Raw genomic sequence first — 22,262 nt, forward strand, 5'->3', positions numbered from 1 at the left:
GCTGGCTGGAGTCGATTAACCCAAGGTTAACCCCTTTTCAACGGATACGAATTGTGGCCCCCTGTATGTCGGTCTTGAATCCCTGCGATTCGTCGCGCTGAAGGCGGAGCAAACGTGCAGCATTGTGAACGACAGGGGGTATGCCGGGCGTTGCAGTGGTTTGGCAAGCGCCAGAAGGTTGCGCCGTGAGCGTGATGGCGCTGGTGTTGGCGGCTGGCAGCAGCACGCGCTTCGGCTCCGACAAGCGCCGGGCGACCCTGGCCGATGGCCGCAGCCTGTTGGCGCACAGCGTGGAGCGGGCCAGGGCGGTGTTCGACGAGGTGCGTGTGGTCTTGCGTGAGGGGGAGCGCGGGGAGGATTTCGGGTTGCCTGCCGGTTGCCGGGTAATCGGCAGCCCTGATGCCGCGTCCGGTATGGGGCATAGCCTGGCTGTCGGGGCACGGTCGCTTCACGACAGCCAGGCAAAGGCGGTAGCAATTCTGCTGGGTGACATGCCATGTATCGAGCCGGCAACCCTGCGCCGCCTGGCCGAGGCCGCCAATGCGTCCCGTATCGTGCTGCCACGCCATGCAGGGCAGCAAGGGCACCCGGTGATCTTCGGGCGGGATTTCTGGCCGGCGCTGGGGCAACTGCATGGCGATGAAGGGGCGCGCTCGGTGGTGCATGCCCACCGGGGTAGCTGTGTGGTGGTCGAGGTGGAAGATGCAGGGGTATTGCTGGATGTCGACACGCCGCAGGGCCTCGCTTGGTTCATAATCCCACCTTAATCCGCCCAAGGTGCAATGCCAGCCATACCACTCCGGGAGCTCCACCATGCACGTTCTGCTCTGCGAGGACGACGACCTGATCGCCGCCGGCATCTGCGCCGGCCTTACCGCCCAGGGCCTGACCGTTGACCGGGTGGGTAACGCCGCCGGTGCGCGGGCGATGCTGCAGGCCGCGCAGTTCGATGTGATGATTCTCGACCTCGGCCTGCCCGACGAAGACGGCCTGAAACTGCTGCGCCGCCTGCGTCAGCAGGGCGAAACACTGCCGGTACTGGTGCTGACTGCTCGTGATGCCGTCACCGACCGCGTCGATGGCCTGCAGGCCGGTGCCGACGACTACCTGCTCAAACCCTTCGACCTGCGCGAGCTGGCCGCTCGTCTGCACACGCTGCTGCGGCGGGTGGCGGGGCGGGCGGTGAATGTGATCGAGCACGGCCCGTTGCGTTACGACCCCAGCAGCTGCGAGGCGACCCTGGCCGGACGGCCGGTCGACTTGTCCCGCCGGGAGCAGGCCCTACTCCAGGCATTGCTGCAGAACCCTGGGCGGGTGTTGTCCAGCGAACAACTGAAAGACTGCGTGTATGGCTTTAGCGACGAAGTCGAGAGCAACGCCCTGAACGTGCATATTCACCACCTGCGGCGCAAGCTGGGCAACGGCATCGTCGAGACCGTACGTGGCCTGGGTTACCGCCTGGGCCCGGCGCAGGCGCCGGAAGAGGCCGCATCATGAGCCTGCGGGTACGCCTTAGCCTTATCCTGGGCAGTGCCTTTGTGATCATCTGGGTGCTGGCCGCTGCGTGGATGCTGCGCGACCTGCGCCAGCAGATGATGTTTTCCCTCGACCAGCGCCTGGTGGCGTCGGCGCGTATGGTCGCCGGGCTGATCGACCAGTTGCCGCAGCCGCTCACCGCCAAGGGCGGGGAGGCGCACTTTTCTGCCGACCAGTTCAGCGTACCGGACGGCATGGCCTGCCAGGTCAGCTCGCTGCGTGGCGAGATCCTTGCCAGCAACCACAAGCACGATGGCGCCATGGACGACGAGCGCAGTGGCTTCCGAGACCAGACGATCGACGGTGCACTGTGGCGTACCTTCACCTACAACCATGGTGATGTGCGCATCACCACGGCTGACCGGCACATGGAGCGTGAGGCGCTGAACCAGTCGATTCTGCTGGCGGCATCTGCACCGGTGCTGATGGCCCTGCTCGGCAGCCTGGGGTTGTTGTGGATTGGCCTGGGCAAAGGCCTGGAGCCGCTCAACCGCATGCGCGATGCGCTACGGCGAAGGCGTGCCGATAGCGTCGAGCCACTGCAGGTGGCAGGCATGCCCAGCGAATTGCAGCCGTTGCTGGAAACCCAGAACCAGCTGTTCCTGCGCATTGCCCAGACCATCGAGCGCGAGCGGCGCCTGACCGACGATGCCGCCCATGAGCTGCGCAGCCCGCTGACCGCGATCAAGACCCACCTGCAAGTGGCGCGCATGACCGACGGTGCCGTGCGCGAGCAGGCGCTGGAGCATGCCGAACAAGGGGCCGACCGCATGCATCGCACGCTGGAACAGTTGCTGATGCTGGCGCGGGTGGAAGGCAGCCTGTCGTTCGAAGATGGCGTGCAGTGCAGCGCCGAACAGGTGGCTCGGCAGGCGGTGCAGGACGCCGGTGGCGGTGATAACCGGCGCATCGTGCTGCGTTTGCCTGAAGAAGCGACGCAGATCTACCTGGGCATGCCGGCCCCCTTGGCGGTGGCCGCGCTGCGCAACCTGCTGGACAACGCCCTGCGCCATGGGGGCGATGCGGCGGTGGAACTGGAGGTGCAGATGGCCGACGGGCAGGTGGGGTTCATGGTGCGCGACCATGGGCCGGGGATTGCCGACGCCGACCTTGAGCACCTGACCGAGCGCTTTTGGCGTAACGGACAGAGTGGTGGCTGCGGGTTGGGGTTGGCGATCGTGCAGGCGATCGTGCAGCGGTGTGCCGGCAGTTTGCGCTTCGACAGCCGTAGCGATGGGTTGCGGGTGTTGCTGCAGGTGCCGGCGCGCTCGGCCAGTTGATCATTATTGCCTGTGCCGGCCCTTTCGCGGGCTCGCCCGCTCCCACAGGTACTACACAAGTTTCAGAACCCGTGCGGTCCCTGTGGGAGCGGGCGAGCCCGCGAAAGGGCCGGCACAGGTAAAGCAAAATCCCACAACAACCGCTAAATCCTCCCGGCACTCAAGCGTTTTCCAAGCGATAACTGCCCATTCGCTTGTTTGCGAGGATTTACCCATGTCCACCGCTTCCAGCCTTGCCCAGGTTGCACCGGTCAGCGCGTCGCAACCTTTGTACGAATTTACCGAATCGCCCCTGCTGCAACGCCAGCAACAACAGGAATCCAATGCCCGAAGCTACCCACGGCGCATTCCGCTGGCGCTAAAGCGCGCCCGTGGCATCTACGTGGAGGATGTCGAAGGCCGCCAGTTCATCGATTGCCTGGCCGGCGCCGGCACGTTGGCGTTGGGCCATAACCACCCGGTGGTGGTCGAGGCGATCCAGCGGGTACTGGCCGATGAGTTGCCCCTGCATACCCTGGACCTGACCACGCCGGTCAAGGACCGTTTCGTCCAGGACCTGTTCGGCATCCTGCCCGAGGCGCTACGCCGCGAGGCCAAGGTGCAGTTCTGTGGCCCGACCGGCACCGATGCGGTAGAAGCAGCGCTGAAGCTGGTCCGCACGGCCACCGGTCGTAGCACCGTGCTGGCGTTCCAGGGCGCTTACCATGGCATGAGCCTGGGGGCGTTGAGCCTGATGGGCAGCCATGGGCCGAAGGAGCCACTGGGGGCCTTGCTCGGCAATGGCGCGCAGTTCATGCCGTACCCTTACGACTACCGTTGCCCGTTCGGCCTGGGTGGCGAAGCCGGGGTGAAGGCCAACCTGCATTACCTTGAAAACCTGCTGCTTGATCCGGAAAGCGGTGTGCCGCTGCCGGCTGCAGTCATCCTGGAGGTGGTGCAGGGCGAGGGTGGGGTCATCCCGGCCGATATCGAGTGGCTCAAGGGCGTGCGCCGCATCACCGAGCAGGCCGGTGTGGCGCTGATCGTCGACGAGATCCAGAGCGGTTTTGCCCGCACCGGGCGCATGTTCGCCTTCGAACATGCCGGCATCGTGCCGGACGTGGTCACCTTGTCCAAGGCCATTGGCGGCAGCCTGCCGCTGGCGGTGGTGGTGTACCGCGACTGGCTGGACACCTGGAAGCCGGGCGCGCATGCCGGCACCTTCCGGGGCAACCAGATGGCCATGGCGGCGGGTTCGGCGGTAATCAACTACCTGGTGGAACACCGCCTGGCCGAGCACGCCGAGGCCATGGGGCTGCGCTTGCGCGGGCACCTGCAGCAGTTGCAGCGCGATTACCCGCAGCTGGGCGACATTCGCGGGCGTGGGTTGATGCTCGGCGTGGAGTTGGTGGACCCGCAAGGCAAGCGGGATGCGCTTGGCCAGCCGCTGGCCAACCGCGATCTGGCGGCCAAGGTGCAGCGAGAGTGCCTGAAGCGTGGGCTGATTCTGGAGCTGGGTGGGCGGCATGGCGCCGTGGTGCGTTTCCTGCCGCCGTTGATCATCAGCGGCGAGCAGGTCGATGAAGTGGCGCAGCGTTTTGCCGAGGCATTCATCGCGGCAGTCTGATCCATCCCTAGGGCCGCTTCGCGGCCCATCGCCGGCAAGCCAGGCTCCCACAGGTACAGCGCAACGCTCAAGCATTGCGCTGTACCTGTGGGAGCCTGGCTTGCCGGCGATGGGCTGCGTAGCAGCCCCAAGGGTTTAGCGCTTGTTAATCGAATGTCCGCCCGGCCCGCCAATACCCCATCAACGTCAGGCATTCTCGCTGCAATCCACGTTCCTTGATCAGGTGCCGGCGTATCTCCATCACCGTCGCCGATTCCCCCGCCACCCAGGCGTGAAACTCACTGCTGTCGCTACTGGCCTGTTCCCACAGGATGCGAGTATCAATATCCACGTCTTCCAGCTTCGCCCGTGGTGCGGCGTGCCCAAGCGGCAGGCTGGCCAGCTCGCGCACGGCGTGCTGCATGGCTTGGCCATGTGCGCAGCTCAGCAGTTCGCGCGGCAGCCAGTGCAGTGCAGTGGCATCGCCATGGCGCAGGCTCAGGCAATCCGCCTCCAGCGGCACCTCGATGAACGCTTGCACCGCCAGCTCGGGCTGGGTGTCAGCCAGTTGCTCCAGGATGCCGGCAATCGCCGGCAGTGCGGTTTCGTCACCTACCAGCAGCACATTGCGCACACCTTGCGGTGGCTTCCATTCATAACCGCCGGGGTCGCCTTCATAGGCCAGGTTGGGCGCGACTATCTGCAAACGGTCACCCACCTGCGCGTGGGTGGCCCAGGCCGAGGCGGGGCCGTTGACACCATGCAGCACGAAGTCGATATCCACCTCCAGCGCCTCACGGCGCAAGGCACGGATGGTGTAGGTGCGCATCGGCGGGCGCTGGGCCGGTGGCAGGGCGCTGTGCGCGGCCTTCCAGTGCAGGTCGTTGTTCAGGCTGGGCGGTGAGCCGTCGGGGGCGGGAAACAGCAGCTTGACCCGTTGGTCTGGGGCCAGGGTGGTCATTTCAACAACTTCTGGTCCGGTGAATACCAGCCGGGTGAGCGAAGGGCTGAGCGCGATCCGCCGCTTCAGCTGGACATTAAAGATTCGATAGCTGGGGCGTTTGCCGGGGAGCGCTTGAGTGACCCGCTTGCGCAGGTTGTTGGCCAGGGTGGAGAGCATCGCGAGGGCCGCCTTCTGGAGGATGGGTATGACGTTCAGACGAGTCGCCCACCCGGTGATTTAATCGCGCAGCCTGGGCTGCCGGCGGTGGCCGGGGCTTTGGCTAAATCAGCTCGCGGCTGTTTCGTCTTTGAGGGATGACTGGGCCCTGTGGTCCCGCTTCCTATCGCTAAGGACGCATTGCATGAATGCCGAAAACTCGTTGAAACTCGCTCGCCGCTTTATCGAACTGCCGCCGGAGAAACGCCGTTTGTTCCTGGCCGGGCTAAAGGCAGAGGGCGTTGATTTTTCCTTGTTTCCGATCCCTGCCGATGTTGCCTGCGATGACCGCGATGGGTTGTCCTACGCCCAGCGGCGTATGTCGTTTCTCTGGCAGCTGGACCCCCAGGGCGCTGCCTACAACCTGCCCATGGCTGTGCGCCTGAAGGGCAAGCTCGACCGCCAGGCCCTGCAGCAAGCGTTCGATCGCCTGGTTGCGCGCCACGAGAGCCTGCGTACGCGCCTGCGTACCCAGGGTGAGCATCTGTACCAGGAGGTCCTCGCTGCCGAGGCCGTTGCCATCGTCGAGCACGACCTCACCGCCCTGGCAGCGGCGCAACGCGAGGCCCGTGTCGCGTCACTGGCAGAAGCCCAGGCGCAGGCACCTTTCAACCTGCTGCAAGGGCCGCTGTTGCGCGTGAACCTGCTGCAACTGGCTACCGACGAGCACGTGCTGCTGCTCACCCTGCACCACATCGTGGCCGATGGCTGGTCGCTGAACGTGCTGATCGACGAGTTCGTGCGCTTGTACGATGCTGCCTGTCAGGGCAGCGAAGCGACCCTGCCGGCGCTGCCCATCCAGTACCGCGATTATGCGCTGTGGCAACGCAGCTGGCTGGAAGCCGGTGAGCAGGAGCGACAGCTGAGCTACTGGCGCGAGAAACTGGGCGATGATCATGCCGTGCTTGAGTTGCCGCTCGACCATTCCCGTGTCGGCGCACCGAGCCATCGCGGCGCGCGGCGCGAGTTGCAGGTTGACCCAGCGCTTGCCGAGCGTCTCAGGGCGTTGGCCAGTGCCCAAGGGGTTACCCTGTTCATGGTGCTGCTGGCATCGTTCAAGCTGCTGCTGCAACGCTACAGTGGCCAGCGCGCCATCCGCGTCGGCGTTCCGGTCGCCAACCGCCACCGTACCGAAGTAGAAGGCTTGATCGGTTGCTTCATCAACACCCAGGTGCTGCATACCGATATCGACCCGCTCATGGATGTGAGCCAGCTACTCGGCCGGGTCAAAGACACCGCCCTGGGCGCCCAGGCGCACCAGGACCTGCCGTTCGAGCGCCTGGTCGAGGCGCTCGAACTGGATCGCAGCAGCGCGCAAAGCCCGTTGTTCCAGGTGCTGTTCAACCATCAGGCGGCCATCGCCGACGCCGGTCAGGTCCGCCTTGGCAGTGGGCTGACGCTGGAAAAAGTCGCCCTGGACAAGCACAGCGCTCGCTTCGACCTTTCCCTGGACACCTATGAAAGCGCCGGGCGTCTGCACGCGGTGTTCACCTATGCGCTGGATGTCTTCGAAGAAGCCACGATCATCGGTTTCGGCGAGGACTGGTTGCGACTGCTCGACGGGCTGACCCAATCGCCCGCCACTGCGGTCGGCGAGCTGCCCTTGGCGACCCAGGCGGTACAGCCGCTGGAGCCGCAAGCTGCCGGGGCGCAAACGCCCGGCCTGTGCGTTCATCACCTGATCGAAACGGCCGCCAACCTCAACCTGCAAGGCCTTGCAGCGAGCGGCGACGCCGGTCGAATCAGCTATGCCACCTTGCAGGCACGCTCGGATGCCCTGGCCCACGCACTGCTGGCGCGTGGCGTACAGCCGGATCAGCGGGTCGGCGTGGTGGCCGACCGGTCCTGCGAGATGCTCATCGGCATCCTGGCCGTGCTCAAGGCCGGTGCCGCCTACCTGCCGCTGGACCCTGACCAGCCCCAGTCGCGCATCGACTTCATGCTTGCCGACAGCGAGGTCAAGTGGGTAGTGGGCCGAGCGGGGCAGATCAGCCTGCCTGAAGGCGTCGCAGCGATTGACGTGGCGGGTGACTACCCGTCAGCGTCGGCGCCCAAGGTGGCGGTCCATGCCGACAACCTTGCCTATGTCATCTACACCTCTGGCACCACCGGCAAGCCCAAGGGCGTCGCGGTCAGCCATGGCGCCTTGGTCAACTACGTGCGCGGCGTCAGCCAACGCCTGCCCATGGACCAGATCGCCAACCTGGCGATGGTCACCACGCCGGCGGCCGACCTTGGCCACACCATGCTGTTCGGTGCACTGTGCTACGGCAAGACCCTGCACATGCTGCCCAAGGAGACCGTGCTCGATGCCCAGGTCTTCGCCGCCTACCTGCAGGCGCATGCCATCGATGCACTGAAGATCGTCCCCTCGCACTTGCAGGCCATGCTCGCCGCAGGTGCCGAGGCCTTGCCACGGCGCTGCCTGGTGGTCGGAGGCGAAGCGTGCACTGCGGCGCTTCTGGGCCGCATCAAGGCCTTGGCGCCCGACCTCGACGTGATCAACCACTATGGTCCCACCGAGACGACGGTCGGCGTCCTTACCCATGCCCTGCAGGATCGCCCGGTGCTCGGCCAGCCGCTGGAGAACCTGCGCGCCCATGCGCTGGACAGCTGCCTTCAGCCCGTGCCCGGCAAGGCCAGGGGGGAGCTCTATATCGCCGGTGCAGGGCTTGCGCGTGGCTACCTGGGCCAGGCGGCGCTCACCGCCGAGCGCTTCGTGCCCGACCCCTGCGGCACCGAGGGTGCGAGGATGTACCGTACCGGCGACTGGGTACGCCTGAACGCTGACGGCGAATGCATGTTTGCCGGGCGCATCGATGGCCAGGTGAAGATTCGCGGCTACCGCGTCGAACTGGCCGAGATCGATGCCTGTCTGCGGCAGTTGCCGGGAATCGAAAGCGCCGTTGTGCGCGTGGTTGGCGAAGACGCCGATCGGCAGCTGGCCGCCTACCTGGTCCCGCAGCACTGGGCTGCGCAGGACGAAGCCCGTCAAGCAGTCGTCGACGGTATCCGGGCCGCGTTGAAGCTCGCCCTGCCTGAGCATCTGGTGCCGCATTACCTGATGCTGCTGGAGCATCTGCCGGTAACCCTCAACGGCAAGGTCGACGTCAAGGCATTGCCTGAGCCGGTCGCTGTCACGGCCCTTTACCGGGCTCCCGAGACCGCACTGCAAATGCAGGTCGCGGCCATTTGGGCCGACGTGTTGCAACAGGCCCAGGTCGGCCTCGACGACAATTTCTTCGCCTTGGGTGGCCATTCGCTGCTGGCCACTCAGGTGGTCTCGCGGATCAGGCAGCAACTGCGCCTGGACGTGGCCTTGCGGGTGCTGTTCGACACTGCCGACCTGTCCGGTTTCGTCGAGGCGCTGCAGGGGCTGGAGCAGGTCGCCGGGGGCGAGATCCAGGTGCTGGACCGGACGGTGCCGCTGCAGGTTTCGCACGCTCAGTATCGCCAGTGGATGTTCTGGAAGCTGCACCCGCAAAGCACCGCCTACAACACCCCCCTGGCCATCCGCTTGCAAGGCCAGGTGGACCGGGCCGCGTTGCAGGCCGCGTTCGATGCGCTGGTGATGCGCCATGAATCCCTGCGCACGATCTTCGAAGAGCATGACGGCATCCCCCGGCAGCGCATACTGCCCGCAGCGTCGCCGTGCATCGAGTACCACGACCTCAGCACTGCCGACGGCCGGGCGCTGCAGCAGCGCCTACAGGACGAGGCGCTTACGCCCTTCGATCTCGAGCAGGGGCCACTGATTCGGGTCAAGCTGTTCCAGGGTGGCTCGCAGGAGCAGGTGCTGACCGTGCTGTTGCACCACATCGTCTCGGACGGCTGGTCCATGAGCGTCATGGTCCGCGAGCTGGCTGCCGTCTACAACGCCCACACCACCGGGCAGTCGCTCGAACGCCAGGCGCTGGCGGTGCAGTACGCCGATTACGCTGCCTGGCAGCGCGAACGCCTGGCCTCGGGTGAGCTGCAGGCCCAGCTGGCATTCTGGAAAACCACGCTGGAAGACGATTTTTCAGTCCTCGAACTGCCTGCCGACCGTATTCGCCCTCAGGTCCAGAGCTATCGCGGCGGGCGCGTGGATGTGCTCCTGCCTGCCGCGCTCACCGCCGATCTGCAGCGTCTGGCGGTTGCTGCCAATGCCACGCTGTTCCATGTGTTCCTGGCCTCGTTCGCACTGCTGCTGTCGCGCTACAGCGGGCGCGAAACGCTCAACATCGGCATGCCGGTGACCAACCGCAATCGCCTTGAGCTGGAAGGGCTGATCGGTTTCTTCGTCAACACACTGGTCGCTCGCGTGGCGGTCGATCCGTTGCAGTCCTTCAGGCACTTGTTGCTGGCGGTCAAGGAGACCACCCTGCAGGCTCAGGCGAACAAGGACATCCCCTTCGATGTGCTGGTGGAAGCGCTCAAACCCGAGCGGGGGTTGGGCCACAACCCACTGTTCCAGGTCATGTACAACCACCTGAGCGACCTTGGCGAGCGGGTCTCCGGCGACAGCGTGCAAGGGCTGCGTGTCGAGGAAGTCGACCTGGTCGAACACACCACGCAGTTCGACCTGTCGCTGGACACCCTCGAACGCAGCGATGGTGTGATCGCTTCCTTTGGCTATGCATCGGACCTGTTCGACGTCGAGCGTATCGAACGCCTCGCATCGGTCTGGGTCAACCTGCTGGGCGCCCTGGCCAAGGACGCGGCATTGCCGGTGGCCGAGCTGCCTTTGCTGTCGGCTGCCCAGCACACGCTGGCACTCGAAACCGTCGACCCGGCCCCCTTGCGTTTCGCCGAAGGCCTCGGCGTGCATCAGCTGTTCGAGGCGCAGGTTCTGCGCGCACCGGAGGCTACGGCGCTGGTCCTTGATGATCAGGCACTGACGTATCAGGCACTCAACCGCCGCGCCAACCAGTTGGCCCACAAGCTGCGCGAGCTTGGCGTGGGGCCTGAGGTGCGTGTTGGCATCGCCGTGGAACGCAGCCTGGACATGGTGGTAGGCCTGCTTGGCATTCTCAAGGCCGGTGGTGCCTACGTGCCGCTCGACCCGCAATACCCGCAGGAGCGCCTGCGCTTCATGATGCAGGACAGCGGTGTTCACCTGCTCCTGACCCAGCCCCACCTGGCACCGATGCTGCCGGTTTCCACAGCGGTGACCTGCCTTGAAATGCAGGCGGATGAGCACTGGCTGGGCAACTACAGTGCGGCCAACCCGGTGAGCCTGACCGTCCCCGACAACCTGGCTTATGTGATCTACACCTCCGGGTCTACCGGCAAGCCCAAAGGTGTGGCCATCGCTCATCGGGAGCTGTCGGTGTTCTGCGGCGTGGCGGCTGACTATTCGCGGCTCGATGCCAGTGATCGGGTGCTGCAGTTCGCCACGGTCAACTTCGACGGCTTTGTCGAGCAGCTCTACCCGGCCTTGTGTTGCGGTGCCCGGGTCGTCATGCGCGGCTCGCAGCTGTGGGACATCGAAACCCTCAAGCAGGCCATCGTCACCCACGGCATCACCGTGGCGGACCTGACCACCGCCTACTGGCGCATGCTGGCGGCGGAAAAGCTGCCCGCCGGCGCCTGCGCGTCGCTGCGTCAGGTGCACGTGGGCGGTGAAGCCATGCCGATGGAAAGCCTTGGCGACTGGTACGCCAGCGGGTTGCAGCAGGCACGTCTGCTCAATACCTATGGGCCTACCGAAGCGACCGTGGTAACCACTGTTCAGGACTGTGCAGGCTTGCAGCCGGGTGCCGGTGGCAAGGCCATCGTGCCGATCGGGCGGGCGGTGGGCGGCAGGGTGACCTATGTCTGTGACGATGGCCTTGTCCTGGCCCCGGCCGGTTGGGTGAACGAACTGCTGATCGGTGGTCGCGGCTGCCTCGCCCGTGGCTATTTCAACCGCCCGGCGCTGACCGCCGAGCGTTTCATTCCCGACCCGTTCGACCCGGTCGGCGGCGGCCGTCTGTACCGTACCGGTGATCTGGCAAGCGCGCGTGTCGAGGGTGTTCTCGACTATGTCGGTCGCATCGACCATCAAGTCAAGATTCGCGGCCTGCGCATCGAACTGGGCGAGATCGAAGCGCGACTGCAAGAGCATGCCAGGGTGCGTGAAGCGCAGGTCATCGACATCGACGGGCCCACCGGCAAGCAACTGGTCGCCTATCTGGTGATCGAGGGCGGTGTTGAGCCGCAGGATGCGCTGCGTGAAAACCTGTCAAGCCACCTCAAGGCTGCATTGCCGGACTACATGGTTCCGGCGCACCTGATGTTCCTCGGCCAATTGCCGCTGACGCCGAACGGCAAGCTGGACCGCAAGGCGCTGCCAAGGCCCGACCTGAGCCTCGACCAGCCTGCCTACGTGCCCGCTCGCAGCGAACGCGAAAAACAGATTGCAGCCATCTGGGCCCAGGTCCTCAAGGTTGAACGCATCGGCCTGACCGACCATTTCTTCGAACTGGGCGGGCATTCGTTGCTGGCTACCCAGGTCACCTCGCGCATTCGCCAGGCCCTGGGCCTGGAAATACCCCTGCGCACGCTTTTCGAAGCCCCGGTGCTGGCTGATTTCGTCGCCTTGGCAGGGCAGGGCACGCACGCGCCTGCCCTGGCGTTGCAGCCGGTCGACCGCACGCAGCCGTTGGCCTTGTCTTATGCCCAGCAGCGGCAGTGGTTCTTCTGGCAGATGGCCCCTGAAAGTACCGCCTACAACATGGCCACGGTCTTGCGACTGCGCGGCGAGCTGGATGTCGAGGCACTGCGCCTGAGTTTCGAAGCGCTGATCGCGCGGCACGAGACCCTGCGTACCACCTTCCGCCAGGCCGGTGACCAAGCCCTGCAGGCGATCCACCCGGCGCAGCCGTTCAGCCTGGCTTGCGAAGGGGTCGAACCGTGCGAGGGAGACGAACAGGCCGCGCTGCTCAAGCGCCTGGTCGAGGCAGAGACGCAACGCCCCTTCGATTTGGAGCTCGGGCCGTTGTTGCGCGTGAAACTGTTGCGCGTGACCGAGGATGACCACGTCCTCGTACTGACCTTGCACCATATCGTCTCCGATGGCTGGTCGATGCCGGTGATGGTCGATGAACTGGTGCAGTTGTACCAAGGGCTGCGCAACGGGCAGGCGGCGCAGTTGCCTGCGCTGCCTGTCCAGTACGCCGACTACGCCGTATGGCAGCGGCAGTGGATGGAGGCCGGTGAGCGTGAGCGCCAGCTGGCCTACTGGAAGGCCCAGCTGGGCGACCGGCAGCCGGTGCTCGAACTGCCCGGCGATCGCCCGCGCCCGGCTAACCAGGACTTCGCCGGCGCCAGTTTCGCCATCGACCTGGACCGCGACCTCGTGCACGCGCTCAAGGCATTGGCCCAGCAGCAGGGCGTCAGCCTGTTCATGCTGCTGTTGGCCAGCTTCCAGACCCTGTTGCACCGCTATTCGGGGCAGGACGATATTCGCGTCGGGGTGCCGATCGCTAACCGTAACCGCCTGGAAACCGAGCGCCTGATCGGCTTCTTCGTCAATACCCAGGTGCTCAAGGCCGAGTTCGACCTGCACACCACCTTCAGCCAGCTGCTTGAGCAAACGCGTCAGACGGCCCTGGCGGCCCAGGCTCATCAGGATCTGCCGTTCGAGCAGTTGGTCGAGGCGCTGCACCCTGAGCGCAGCCTGAGCCACAGCCCGCTGTTCCAGGCGCTCTACAATCACCAGACCGAACAGCGGGGGCAGGCGCGCAGCCTGCCCGGGCTGGAAGTTCAAGGCATGGCCTGGGAGCGCTATACCGCACAGTTCGACCTGACCCTTGATACCTTCGAGCATGCCGACGGGCTGGGGGCCTCGCTGGTCTACGCCACGTCGCTGTTCGACCGCCCGCGCATCGAGGCGCTGGCGCAGCATTGGTGCAACCTGCTGGCCGACATCGTGCGTCAACCCCATCAGCGTGTCGCCGAACTGGCGATGCTGGGCAGCCAGGAGCGTGAGCAACTGTTGGCAAGGTGGGACCAGACTCGCGACGACCATCCGGACGACCGTTTCGTCCATCAACTGTTCGCAGACCAGGTTGCCCGCACCCCCGAAGCCATCGCGATCCGCTTCGACGATCAATGCCTGAGCTACCGCCAACTCGATGCGCAGGCCAATCGCCTGGCGCACCGCTTGATCGAGCAAGGCGTCGGCCCGGAGGTCAGGGTGGTCATCGCCATGCGCCGCTCCACCGACATCATGGTGGCGTTCATGGCGGTGCTCAAGGCAGGTGGCGTGTATGTGCCGCTGGACATCGCCTATCCGCAGGACCGCCTGCGCTACATGATGCAGGACTGCGCTGCGGCCTTGGTGCTGACGCAGAGCGATGTGCTGGGCACGCTGCCAATCCCGCACGGGTTGCCGACGCTGGCGGTGGACCTGCCGGCCGCCTGGCAACAAGGCCCGGACACGGCGCCCGAGGTGGCGCTGTCAAAGCACAACCTTGCCTATGTGATCTACACCTCGGGTTCGACCGGCATGCCCAAGGGTGTAGCAGTGGCGCACGGGCCTCTGGCCTCGCACATTCTGGCCAACGGTGAACGCTATGAAACCGGCCCGCAGGATTGCGAGTTGCACTTCATGTCCTTCGCCTTCGATGGCGCCCATGAGGCCTGGATGCACCTGCTGATCAACGGCGCCAGTGTGCTGGTGCGTGACGACAGCCTGTGGCTGCCCGAGCAGGCCTACGCCGAGATGCACCGGCATGGCGTGACCATTGCCGTGTTCCCGCCGGTCTATCTGCAACAGCTGGCCGAGCATGCCCTGCGCGTGGGCAACCCGCCACCGGTGCGCATTTATTGCTTCGGTGGTGATGCCGTACCGCAGGCCGGATACGAGCTGGCCTGGCAGGCCCTGTGCCCGCAATACATCTTCAACGGCTACGGGCCGACCGAAACCGTGGTCACACCGTTGCTCTGGAGCGCGTCGCCAGGCGATACCTGCGGCGCGGCCTACGCGCCTATCGGCCGCCTGGTCGGGCGTCGCCGCAGTTATGTCCTCGACGCCAGCCTCAACCTGGTGCCGTTGGGGCACAGTGGCGAACTGTTCCTCGGCGGGCTCTGCCTGGCGCGTGGCTATCTCGACCGCCCAAGCCTGACCGCCGAGCGCTTCGTCCCCGACCCGTTCGCCGCGAACGGCGAGCGGGTCTACCGCAGCGGTGACCTGACCCGCACCCGCGCCGACGGTCTGGTTGACTATCTGGGGCGCATCGACCATCAGGTCAAGATCCGCGGTTTCCGTATCGAGCTTGGCGAGATCGAGGCGCGGTTGCAGGATCACCCGGCGGTGCGCGAAAGTGTGGTCATCGACATCCAGGGCCCAGGCGGCAAGCAGCTCGCCGCGTATCTGGTCAGTGCGGATGTGCAGCCCGACGACCTGCCGGGGCAAAGCCTGCTGCGCAGCGAACTGCGCGATCACCTCAAGGCGACCTTGCCGGACTACATGGTGCCCACGCACCTGGTATTCCTCGACACGTTGCCGCTCACGCCCAATGGCAAGCTGGACCGCAAGGGCCTGCCAGCGCCTGACGTCACTCAGCTGCAGCAAGTGTACGTGGCACCTCGAAATGCGCTGGAGCAGACCATCGCCGGGATCTGGGCGGATGTTCTGAAAGTCGATAAGGTGGGGCTGTCCGACAACTTCTTCGAACTGGGTGGCGATTCCATCATTTCGATCCAGGTGGTCAGCCGCGCGCGCCAGGCGGGTATCCGCTTCACCCCCAAAGAGCTGTTCCAGCACCAGACCGTCCAAGGGCTGGCCTCGGTCGCCAGGCAAGGGGACGAAGGCGGATTGCTGATCGAGCAGAAGGCTGCCACTGGCCAGACCCTGCTGCTGCCGATCCAGCAATCGTTCTTCGAGCAGGACATTGCCCAGCGCCACCACTGGAACCAGGCGCTGTTGCTCAAGGCAGGTCAGGCGCTCGACAGCCAGGCACTGGAGCAAGCGCTTCAGGCCCTGGTGATCCACCATGACGCGCTGCGCCTGCGCTTCGATTGTGCAGAGGGTGAATGGACGGCTCGTTACGGTTCGCCAGAGCCACAGCAAGGTCTGCTGTGGCAGGCTACTGTGGCGGATGCCGAGGCGCTTGAAGCGTTGTGCAATGACGTCCAGGGTAGCCTTGACCTGCAGCGTGGCCCGTTGCTGCGGGCATTGCTGGCAACCCTCGCGGATGGCAGCCAGCGCGTGTTGCTGGCGATCCATCACCTGGTGGTGGACGGGGTGTCCTGGCGCGTGCTGCTGGAAGACCTGCAAACCGCCTACCGCCAGTTGCATGCCGGCCAGCCAGTCGACCTGCCAGCCAAGACCAGCGCGACCCAGGCGTGGGCTGCGCACTTGCAGCGCTACGCACGCAGCGAAACGCTGCAGGCGCAGCTGGCTTACTGGCAGGCGCAACTCGGCCAGGCTGATGCAGACCTGCCTTGCGACAACCCGGGTGGCTCGTTGCATGGCATGCATGTCGGCACCGCCCGCACCCGTCTTGATTCGGCCAGTACCCGGCAACTGCTGCAACAAGCACCTGCTGCCTACCGTACGCAGGTCAACGACTTGCTGCTGACCGCACTGGCCCGCGTCATCGCACGCTGGACCCAGCGCAGCGACGTGCTCGTGCAACTGGAGGGGCATGGCCGCGAAGAGTTGTTCGATACCATTGACCTGACGCGGACCGTGGGCTGGTTCACCAGCGTGTTCCCGGTGCGACTGAGCCCGGAGCAGACGCTTGATGCGTCGATCAAGCGGATCAAGGAACAGCTACGGTCGATCCCGGACAAAGGCATCGGCTACGGTGCCCTGCGCTACCTGGGCGATGAGCAGGCCCGCGCAGCGCTTGCGCAGTTGCCGAACCCCCGCATCACCTTCAACTACCTGGGGCAGTTCGACGGCAGCTTCGCGCCGGGCTCGGACGCCGATGCGTCGGCGTTCCTGGTGCCTGCTGGCGAAAGCGCCGGCGCCAGCCAGAGCAGCGAAGCGCCGCTGGACAATTGGTTGTCGATCAATGGCCAGGTCTATGCCGGTGAGCTGAACCTTGAGTGGACCTTCAGCCGCGACCTGTTCAACGTTGACACGGTGCAGCGCCTGGCCGACCAGTTCGCTGCCGAGCTCAAGGCGATTGTCGAGCATTGCCTGGCGGATACCCACGCAGGTTTGACGCCTTCGGATGTTCCGCTGGCCGGGCTGACCCAGGTCCAACTGGACAGCCTGCCTGTTCCGGCGGCGCAGATCGAAGACCTCTATCCCCTTGCGCCCATGCAGCAGGGCATGCTGTTCCACAGCCTGTTCGAGCAAGGCGGGGGGCATTACATCAACCAGATGCGCGTCGACGTCAAAGGGCTCGACGTGCCACGCTTCAGGCTCGCCTGGCAGGCTGCTGTCGATCGCCATGAGGTGCTCAGGGCCAACTTCGTGACCTGCTTCCAGCACCCGCTGCAGGTCATTCGCAGGCAGCTCGAATTGCCGTTCACGTACCTGGACTGGGCCGGCATCGCCGAGCAGGGTGCGGCCCTGGACAGCTGGGCCGAAGCGGATCTGCGCAAGGGCTTCGACCTGCAGCATGACCCCCTGCTGCGCCTGGCGGTTATCCGCACCAGCGAAGCATCGTGCCATCTGGTCTTCACCAGCCATCACATTCTGATGGATGGCTGGAGCAATGCGCAGTTGCTCGCTGAGGTGCTCCAGGCTTATGCCGGGGTGCCGAACGGTGGGCTGACGGGCCGCTATCGCGATTACATCGAATGGATGCAGCGCCAGGATGCCCTGCAAGCTCAGGCCTTCTGGCAGCAGCAGTTGCATGACCTGAACGAGCCTACGCGCCTGGCACTGGCCATGCGTCAGGACAAGGCCCGCCTGGGTACCGGCTACGGTGAACACCAGCAGCGCTTGAGCGAGCAGCAGACGCAGGCGCTGGCTGCTTTTGCCCGGCAGCAGCGGGTGACCGTCAATACCTTGGTGCAAGCGGCGTGGCTGCTGCTTCTGCAGCGTTACACCGGGCAATCGTGCGTGAGCTTCGGTGCGACGGTATCCGGTCGCCCAGCGGAGCTGCGCGGTGTCGAGCAACAGCTGGGGCTGTTCATCAACACGCTGCCGGTGGTCGCCAACCCGCGTCCGCAGCAGCGGGTGGCGGAATGGGTGCAGCAACTGCAGGCGCAGAACCTGGCGCTGCGCGAATACGAACACAGCCCCTTGTACGACATCCAGCGCTGGGCCGGATCGGGTGGGGAAGGGCTGTTCGATACCTTGCTGGTGTTCGAGAACTACCCGGTCGGCGATGCTCTGCAGCAGAGCGCACCCGCCGGGCTCGTGTTCGGCAACGTGCACGGGCATGAACAGTCGAGCGTGCCGCTGACCTTGGCGATTGGCGCAGGTACGCACCTGTCGGTGCACTACAGCTACGACCGCCAGTGTTTCACGCAAGAAAGCATCGCGCAGATCGCCCGCCATTTCGGCACGCTGTTGCAGGCGCTGGTCAGTGGTGCAGATCAGAGGCTGGGTGACCTGGCAATGACGACCCAGGACGAGGACCTGCAGGACCTCGCTCATCGACACGGTGATGCCTTGTCGCTTTCGGACGCGCCTTGTGTACACCTGTTGATCGAAGCGCAGGCCGCTCGCACGCCGAATGCCACCGCGCTGATATTCGGCGACCAACACCTGACCTATCAACAGCTCAACCGGCGTGCCAACCAGTTGGCGCACCACCTTCGCGAGCGCGGGGTGGGCCCGGATGTGCTGGTAGGGGTCGCACTCGAGCGCAGCCTGGAGATGGTGATCGGTCTGCTTGCCATCTTGAAGGCAGGCGGTGCGTATGTGCCGCTGGACCCTCTCTACCCCCGTGATCGCCTGGCCTACATGATGCAGGACAGTCAGGCTCGTCTGTTGCTGTCCCAGGCTTCGCTGGCGGATCGCTTGCCGCAGGGCGGGACGGCCGAAGTCTTGCTGCTTGACCGTTTGCAGCTGCGAGATGACGCTGATGGGAATCTGGACAATGTCACCGCGCCGGGCAGCCTGGCACTGAGCATCTACACCTCGGGATCCACGGGGCTGCCCAAAGGTGTGCTGATCGAGCACCGCAATGTCACGGCGCTGATCGGCTGGGCGCGTACGGTCTACACCACGCAGGACCTGCAAGGCGTGCTGGCATCGACGTCCATCTGTTTCGACCTGTCGGTATGGGAGCTGTTTGTCACGCTGGCTGCGGGTGGCTACGCGGTGCTCGCGCAGAATGCGCTGGAACTGCCCTACCTGGCGGCGCGAGAACGCGTACGCCTGGTCAATACCGTGCCTTCGGCCATCAAGGCGCTGCTCGACGCCGGTTCGCTGCCTGCGAGCGTGCGCATTGTCAACCTGGCAGGCGAACCCTTGCGGCAGCCAGTGGTGGACAGGCTCTATGCACTGGGCCACGTGGAGCATGTCTACGACCTGTACGGGCCGTCCGAAGACACCACCTATTCCACCTGGACCCGCCGTGAGTCCGGTGGGCGAGCCAATATTGGCCGGCCTATCGCGAACACGACAGCGTACACGCTGGACATCAATGGTAAATCCATGCCGTCCGGTGTTGCGGGCGAGCTCTGCCTTACCGGTGCCGGTCTTGCCCGGGGCTACCTGGGGCGTCCGGCACTGACCGCGGAGAAATTCCTGCCCGATCCTTTCGACACTTCCGAGCATGGCGGAGGCCGTCTGTACCGGACAGGTGATCTGGCGTCCTATCGCAACGACGGCATGATCGAGTACATCGGGCGTATCGATCATCAGGTGAAGATCCGTGGCTTCCGCATCGAGCTGGGCGAGATCGAACTCAAGCTGCTTGCGCATCCCGCCATTCGCGAAGCGGTGGTGATCGATAGCGAAGGCCCGGGTGGGCGGCAACTGGTCGCGTACCTTGTGGCTGATGCGTGCATGCAGTCGCTTCGCGACATCCTGCGTGAGTACCTGAAGGCCATGCTCCCGGAATACATGGTCCCGGCGCACTTCGTCGCGCTGGACGCTCTGCCACTGACCCCCAATGGCAAGTTGGACCGCAAAGCCCTGCCTGCACCGGATGCAAACACGCTTCAGCAAGGTTTCGTGGCGCCTTGCAGCGAACTTGAAGTGCAGGTGGCAGCGATCTGGGCCGATGTGCTGAAGCTTGAAAGGGTCGGTATGAACGACAACTTCTTCGAGCTGGGCGGGCATTCGCTGCTGGCAGTCCAGGCGACCCAGCGCGTGCAGTTGCTGCTGGGGCTGGAGGTGCCGCTTTCGGCCTTGTTCGGTGCAGGGCGACTTGCGGACTACGTGGCGACGATGGCTGAGCTGGCGCCTGCCAGCGCAGCGGATGTCGATGAGTTGAGTGATTTCCTGGCAGAACTGGAGAGTGTTTGAAATGACGGCCCAGAACATCGAGCTGGTTAAACGGTTCCTGCATCTGCCACTGGAGCAGCGCAAGCAATTCTTTGAAAAGATGCAGTCCAAGGGCATGAGCTTCGCTCGGCTGCCGATCCCGCGGATACGGGACGAATGGGGGCCCATCGGGTTGTCGTATGCCCAGCAGCGCCAGTGGTTCCTTTGGCAGTTCGAGCCCGAAAGCGCGGCCTACAACATCAGCATGGCCCTGCGTTTCAGGGGCGCATTGGACCCCGCGCTTCTGCAGCGTAGCCTGGAAGACCTGGTGCACCGCCACGAAAGCCTGCGCACCGCTTTTGCCCAGGACGGCGACCAGCCTGTCCAGGTCATTGAACCGAGTGTGCGGGTGGACATTGTGCGAGAGCCCTTTGCAGCGGCACCAGACGCTGATTTTGCCGAGCGCCTTGAACGTCGCATCGAAGAAGAGGCCGGCCAGCCTTTCGACCTGGGGCAGGCGCCCCTGTGGCGAGTAAGGCTGCTGCAGGTGAACGAGGCCGACCATGTGCTGATCCTGGTCATGCACCATATCGTCTCCGATGGCTGGTCGATGCCGATACTGCTGGACGAATGGATCCGCAGTTACGAGGGGCATCGCCTTGGCCAGCCGGCGTCGTTGCCGGAACTGCCGATCCAGTATGCCGACTATGCCATCTGGCAACGCCGGTGCATGGAAGCGGGCGAGCTGGCGCGTCAGCTGGCGTACTGGGAGGCCGAGCTGGGGGGTGAGCAGCCGGTGCTGGAACTGCCGATCGACCGTCCTCGCCCGGCCGTGCAGAGCCGGGCAGGTGCAAGCCTGGATATCAGCCTGGACGACACACTGTGTGCCGGCCTCAAGCAGCTGGCGCGTGATCGGGGCGTGACAGTGTTCATGCTCCTGCTGGCCAGCTACCAGACCTTGCTGCACCGCTACAGCGGGCAGAACGATATCCGTGTCGGCATACCCACGGCCAACCGCAATCGAATGGAGACCGAAGGCCTGATCGGCTTTTTCGTCAACACCCAGGTACTCAAGGCGGACTTCGACCTGGGGATGACCTTCACTGAACTGCTTGAGCAGACTCAGCGACGCGTCTCGGGTGCCCAGGCCCATCAGGACCTGCCGTTCGAGCAGCTGGTCGAAGCCTTGCAGCCAGAGCGCAGCCTCAGCCATAGCCCGTTGTTCCAGGTCATGTTCAATCACCAGACCGAAGCGCGCGGGCAGGGTCGGCAGCTGCCTGGCTTGGCTGTCGAGACCCTGAACTGGGAACGCGGGACCGCGCAGTTCGACCTGACGCTGGAGACCGTGGAGCACGAGGCAGGGATCGCGGTGTCGCTGACCTACGCAACCGCGCTGTTCGACGAAGCCACCATCGCCCAGCTCGCCGGGCACTGGCAGGGCCTGTTGGCCGCCATCGTTGCCCAGCCGCAGCAGCGCATCGCCGAGCTGCCGCTGCTGAATGCCGCGCAGCAGCAACAGGTGGTCTACGACTGGAACCGCACCCACGCCGACTATCCGCTGGAGCAGTGCCTGCAGCAACTGATCGAGGCGCAAGTCGCCGCCACTCCGGACGCGCCGGCGCTGGTGTTTGCCGAACAGGCCCTGAGCTACCGTGAGCTGAACCGGCGCGCCAACCAGCTGGCGCACAAGCTGCGCCAACAAGGCGTGGGGCCGGACGTGCTGGTGGGCATTGCCGCCGAGCGCAGCGTGGACATGGTCATCGGCCTGCTGGGCATCCTCAAGGCCGGTGGCGCCTATGTGCCGCTGGACCCGGAATACCCCGCCGAGCGCCTGGCCTACATGATGCAGGACAGCGGCATCGGCCTGCTGCTGACGCAAGCCCACCTGCTGGCGCAGTTGCCGGTACCTGAGGGTGTGCAGCCACTGTTGCTCGAACCGCTGCCGGGCTACAGCGACGCCGACCCGGTGCACCACACCCGCCCGGGCAACCTGGCCTACGTGATCTACACCTCAGGTTCCACCGGCCGGCCCAAGGGCGCGGGCAACAGCCATCGCGCGCTGGTCAACCGCCTGTGCTGGATGCAACAGGCCTACGGCCTGGATGCCAGTGATACGGTGCTGCAGAAAACCCCGTTCAGTTTCGATGTCTCGGTCTGGGAGTTTTTCTGGCCGCTGCTGGCCGGCGCACGCCTGGCCGTGGCGCAACCGGGCGAGCACCGTGATCCGGAGCGCCTGGTGGAGGTGATCAGGCAGCACGCGGTGACCACGCTGCACTTTGTCCCGTCGATGCTGCAGGCGTTCATGGGCAGCGCCGAGGTCGAGCGCTGCAGCAGTCTCAAGCGCGTGGTGTGCAGCGGCGAAGCCTTGCCTGCAGAGCTGGCGCAACAGACCTT

At 65.1% G+C, this 22,262-nt stretch carries 7 protein-coding genes; 6 read left to right on the forward strand and 1 reads right to left on the reverse strand.

The window, feature by feature from the left end:
• Positions 1–185: 185 nt before the first annotated feature.
• From A0O30_RS08510 to A0O30_RS08530, 4 genes are all read left to right on the forward strand, one after another.
• Positions 186–767 (forward strand): NTP transferase domain-containing protein, encoded by a 582-nt coding sequence (locus A0O30_RS08510; protein WP_177410264.1) that lies wholly within the window; start codon positions 186–188, stop codon positions 765–767.
• A gap of 46 nt (positions 768–813) precedes the next feature.
• Positions 814–1,497 carry a response regulator transcription factor gene (locus A0O30_RS08515; protein WP_016711682.1) on the forward strand — a complete coding sequence of 228 codons (684 nt, stop codon included), beginning with the start codon at positions 814–816 and terminating at the stop codon, positions 1,495–1,497.
• Positions 1,494–2,816, forward strand: a complete 1,323-nt coding sequence (locus A0O30_RS08520) for an ATP-binding protein (RefSeq protein ID WP_105946176.1) — start codon at positions 1,494–1,496, stop codon at positions 2,814–2,816. Before A0O30_RS08515 ends, A0O30_RS08520 begins: the two co-directional genes overlap by 4 nt.
• A 214-nt stretch (positions 2,817–3,030) precedes the next feature.
• Positions 3,031–4,422, forward strand: coding sequence for an aspartate aminotransferase family protein (locus A0O30_RS08530; protein WP_105946177.1), 1,392 nt, complete (start codon positions 3,031–3,033; stop codon positions 4,420–4,422).
• Positions 4,423–4,567: 145 nt separating this feature from the next.
• Here A0O30_RS08530 and A0O30_RS08535 read toward each other — a convergent pair whose 3' ends face one another.
• Entirely contained in the window at positions 4,568–5,521 is a 954-nt protein-coding gene (locus tag A0O30_RS08535; protein WP_105946178.1) for a siderophore-interacting protein, read from the reverse strand.
• 184 nt (positions 5,522–5,705) lie between these two features.
• Here A0O30_RS08535 and A0O30_RS08540 point away from each other — a divergent pair, with 184 nt between their 5' ends.
• Positions 5,706–19,910 (forward strand): non-ribosomal peptide synthetase, encoded by a 14,205-nt coding sequence (locus A0O30_RS08540; protein WP_105946179.1) that lies wholly within the window; start codon positions 5,706–5,708, stop codon positions 19,908–19,910.
• A 1-nt stretch (position 19,911) separates the two neighbouring features.
• Positions 19,912–22,262, forward strand: a 2,351-nt coding sequence (locus A0O30_RS08545) for a condensation domain-containing protein (protein ID WP_146256308.1), incomplete at its 3' end; no start/stop codon positions are given.

This window comes from Pseudomonas sp. LLC-1, assembly GCF_002992185.1.
In the GTDB taxonomy this organism is placed as follows: Bacteria; Pseudomonadota; Gammaproteobacteria; order Pseudomonadales; family Pseudomonadaceae; genus Aquipseudomonas; species Aquipseudomonas monteilii.

Bases quoted from the DNA above. Each gene is read 5' to 3' on its own strand.
- A0O30_RS08520 (WP_105946176.1), top strand. From the start codon at position 1,494: ATGAGCCTGCGGGTACGCCTTAGCCTTATCCTGGGCAGTGCCTTTGTG.
- A0O30_RS08535 (WP_105946178.1), bottom strand. From the start codon at position 5,521: ATGCTCTCCACCCTGGCCAACAACCTGCGCAAGCGGGTCACTCAAGCG.
- A0O30_RS08540 (WP_105946179.1), top strand. From the start codon at position 5,706: ATGAATGCCGAAAACTCGTTGAAACTCGCTCGCCGCTTTATCGAACTG.
- A0O30_RS08530 (WP_105946177.1), top strand. From the start codon at position 3,031: ATGTCCACCGCTTCCAGCCTTGCCCAGGTTGCACCGGTCAGCGCGTCG.
- A0O30_RS08515 (WP_016711682.1), top strand. From the start codon at position 814: ATGCACGTTCTGCTCTGCGAGGACGACGACCTGATCGCCGCCGGCATC.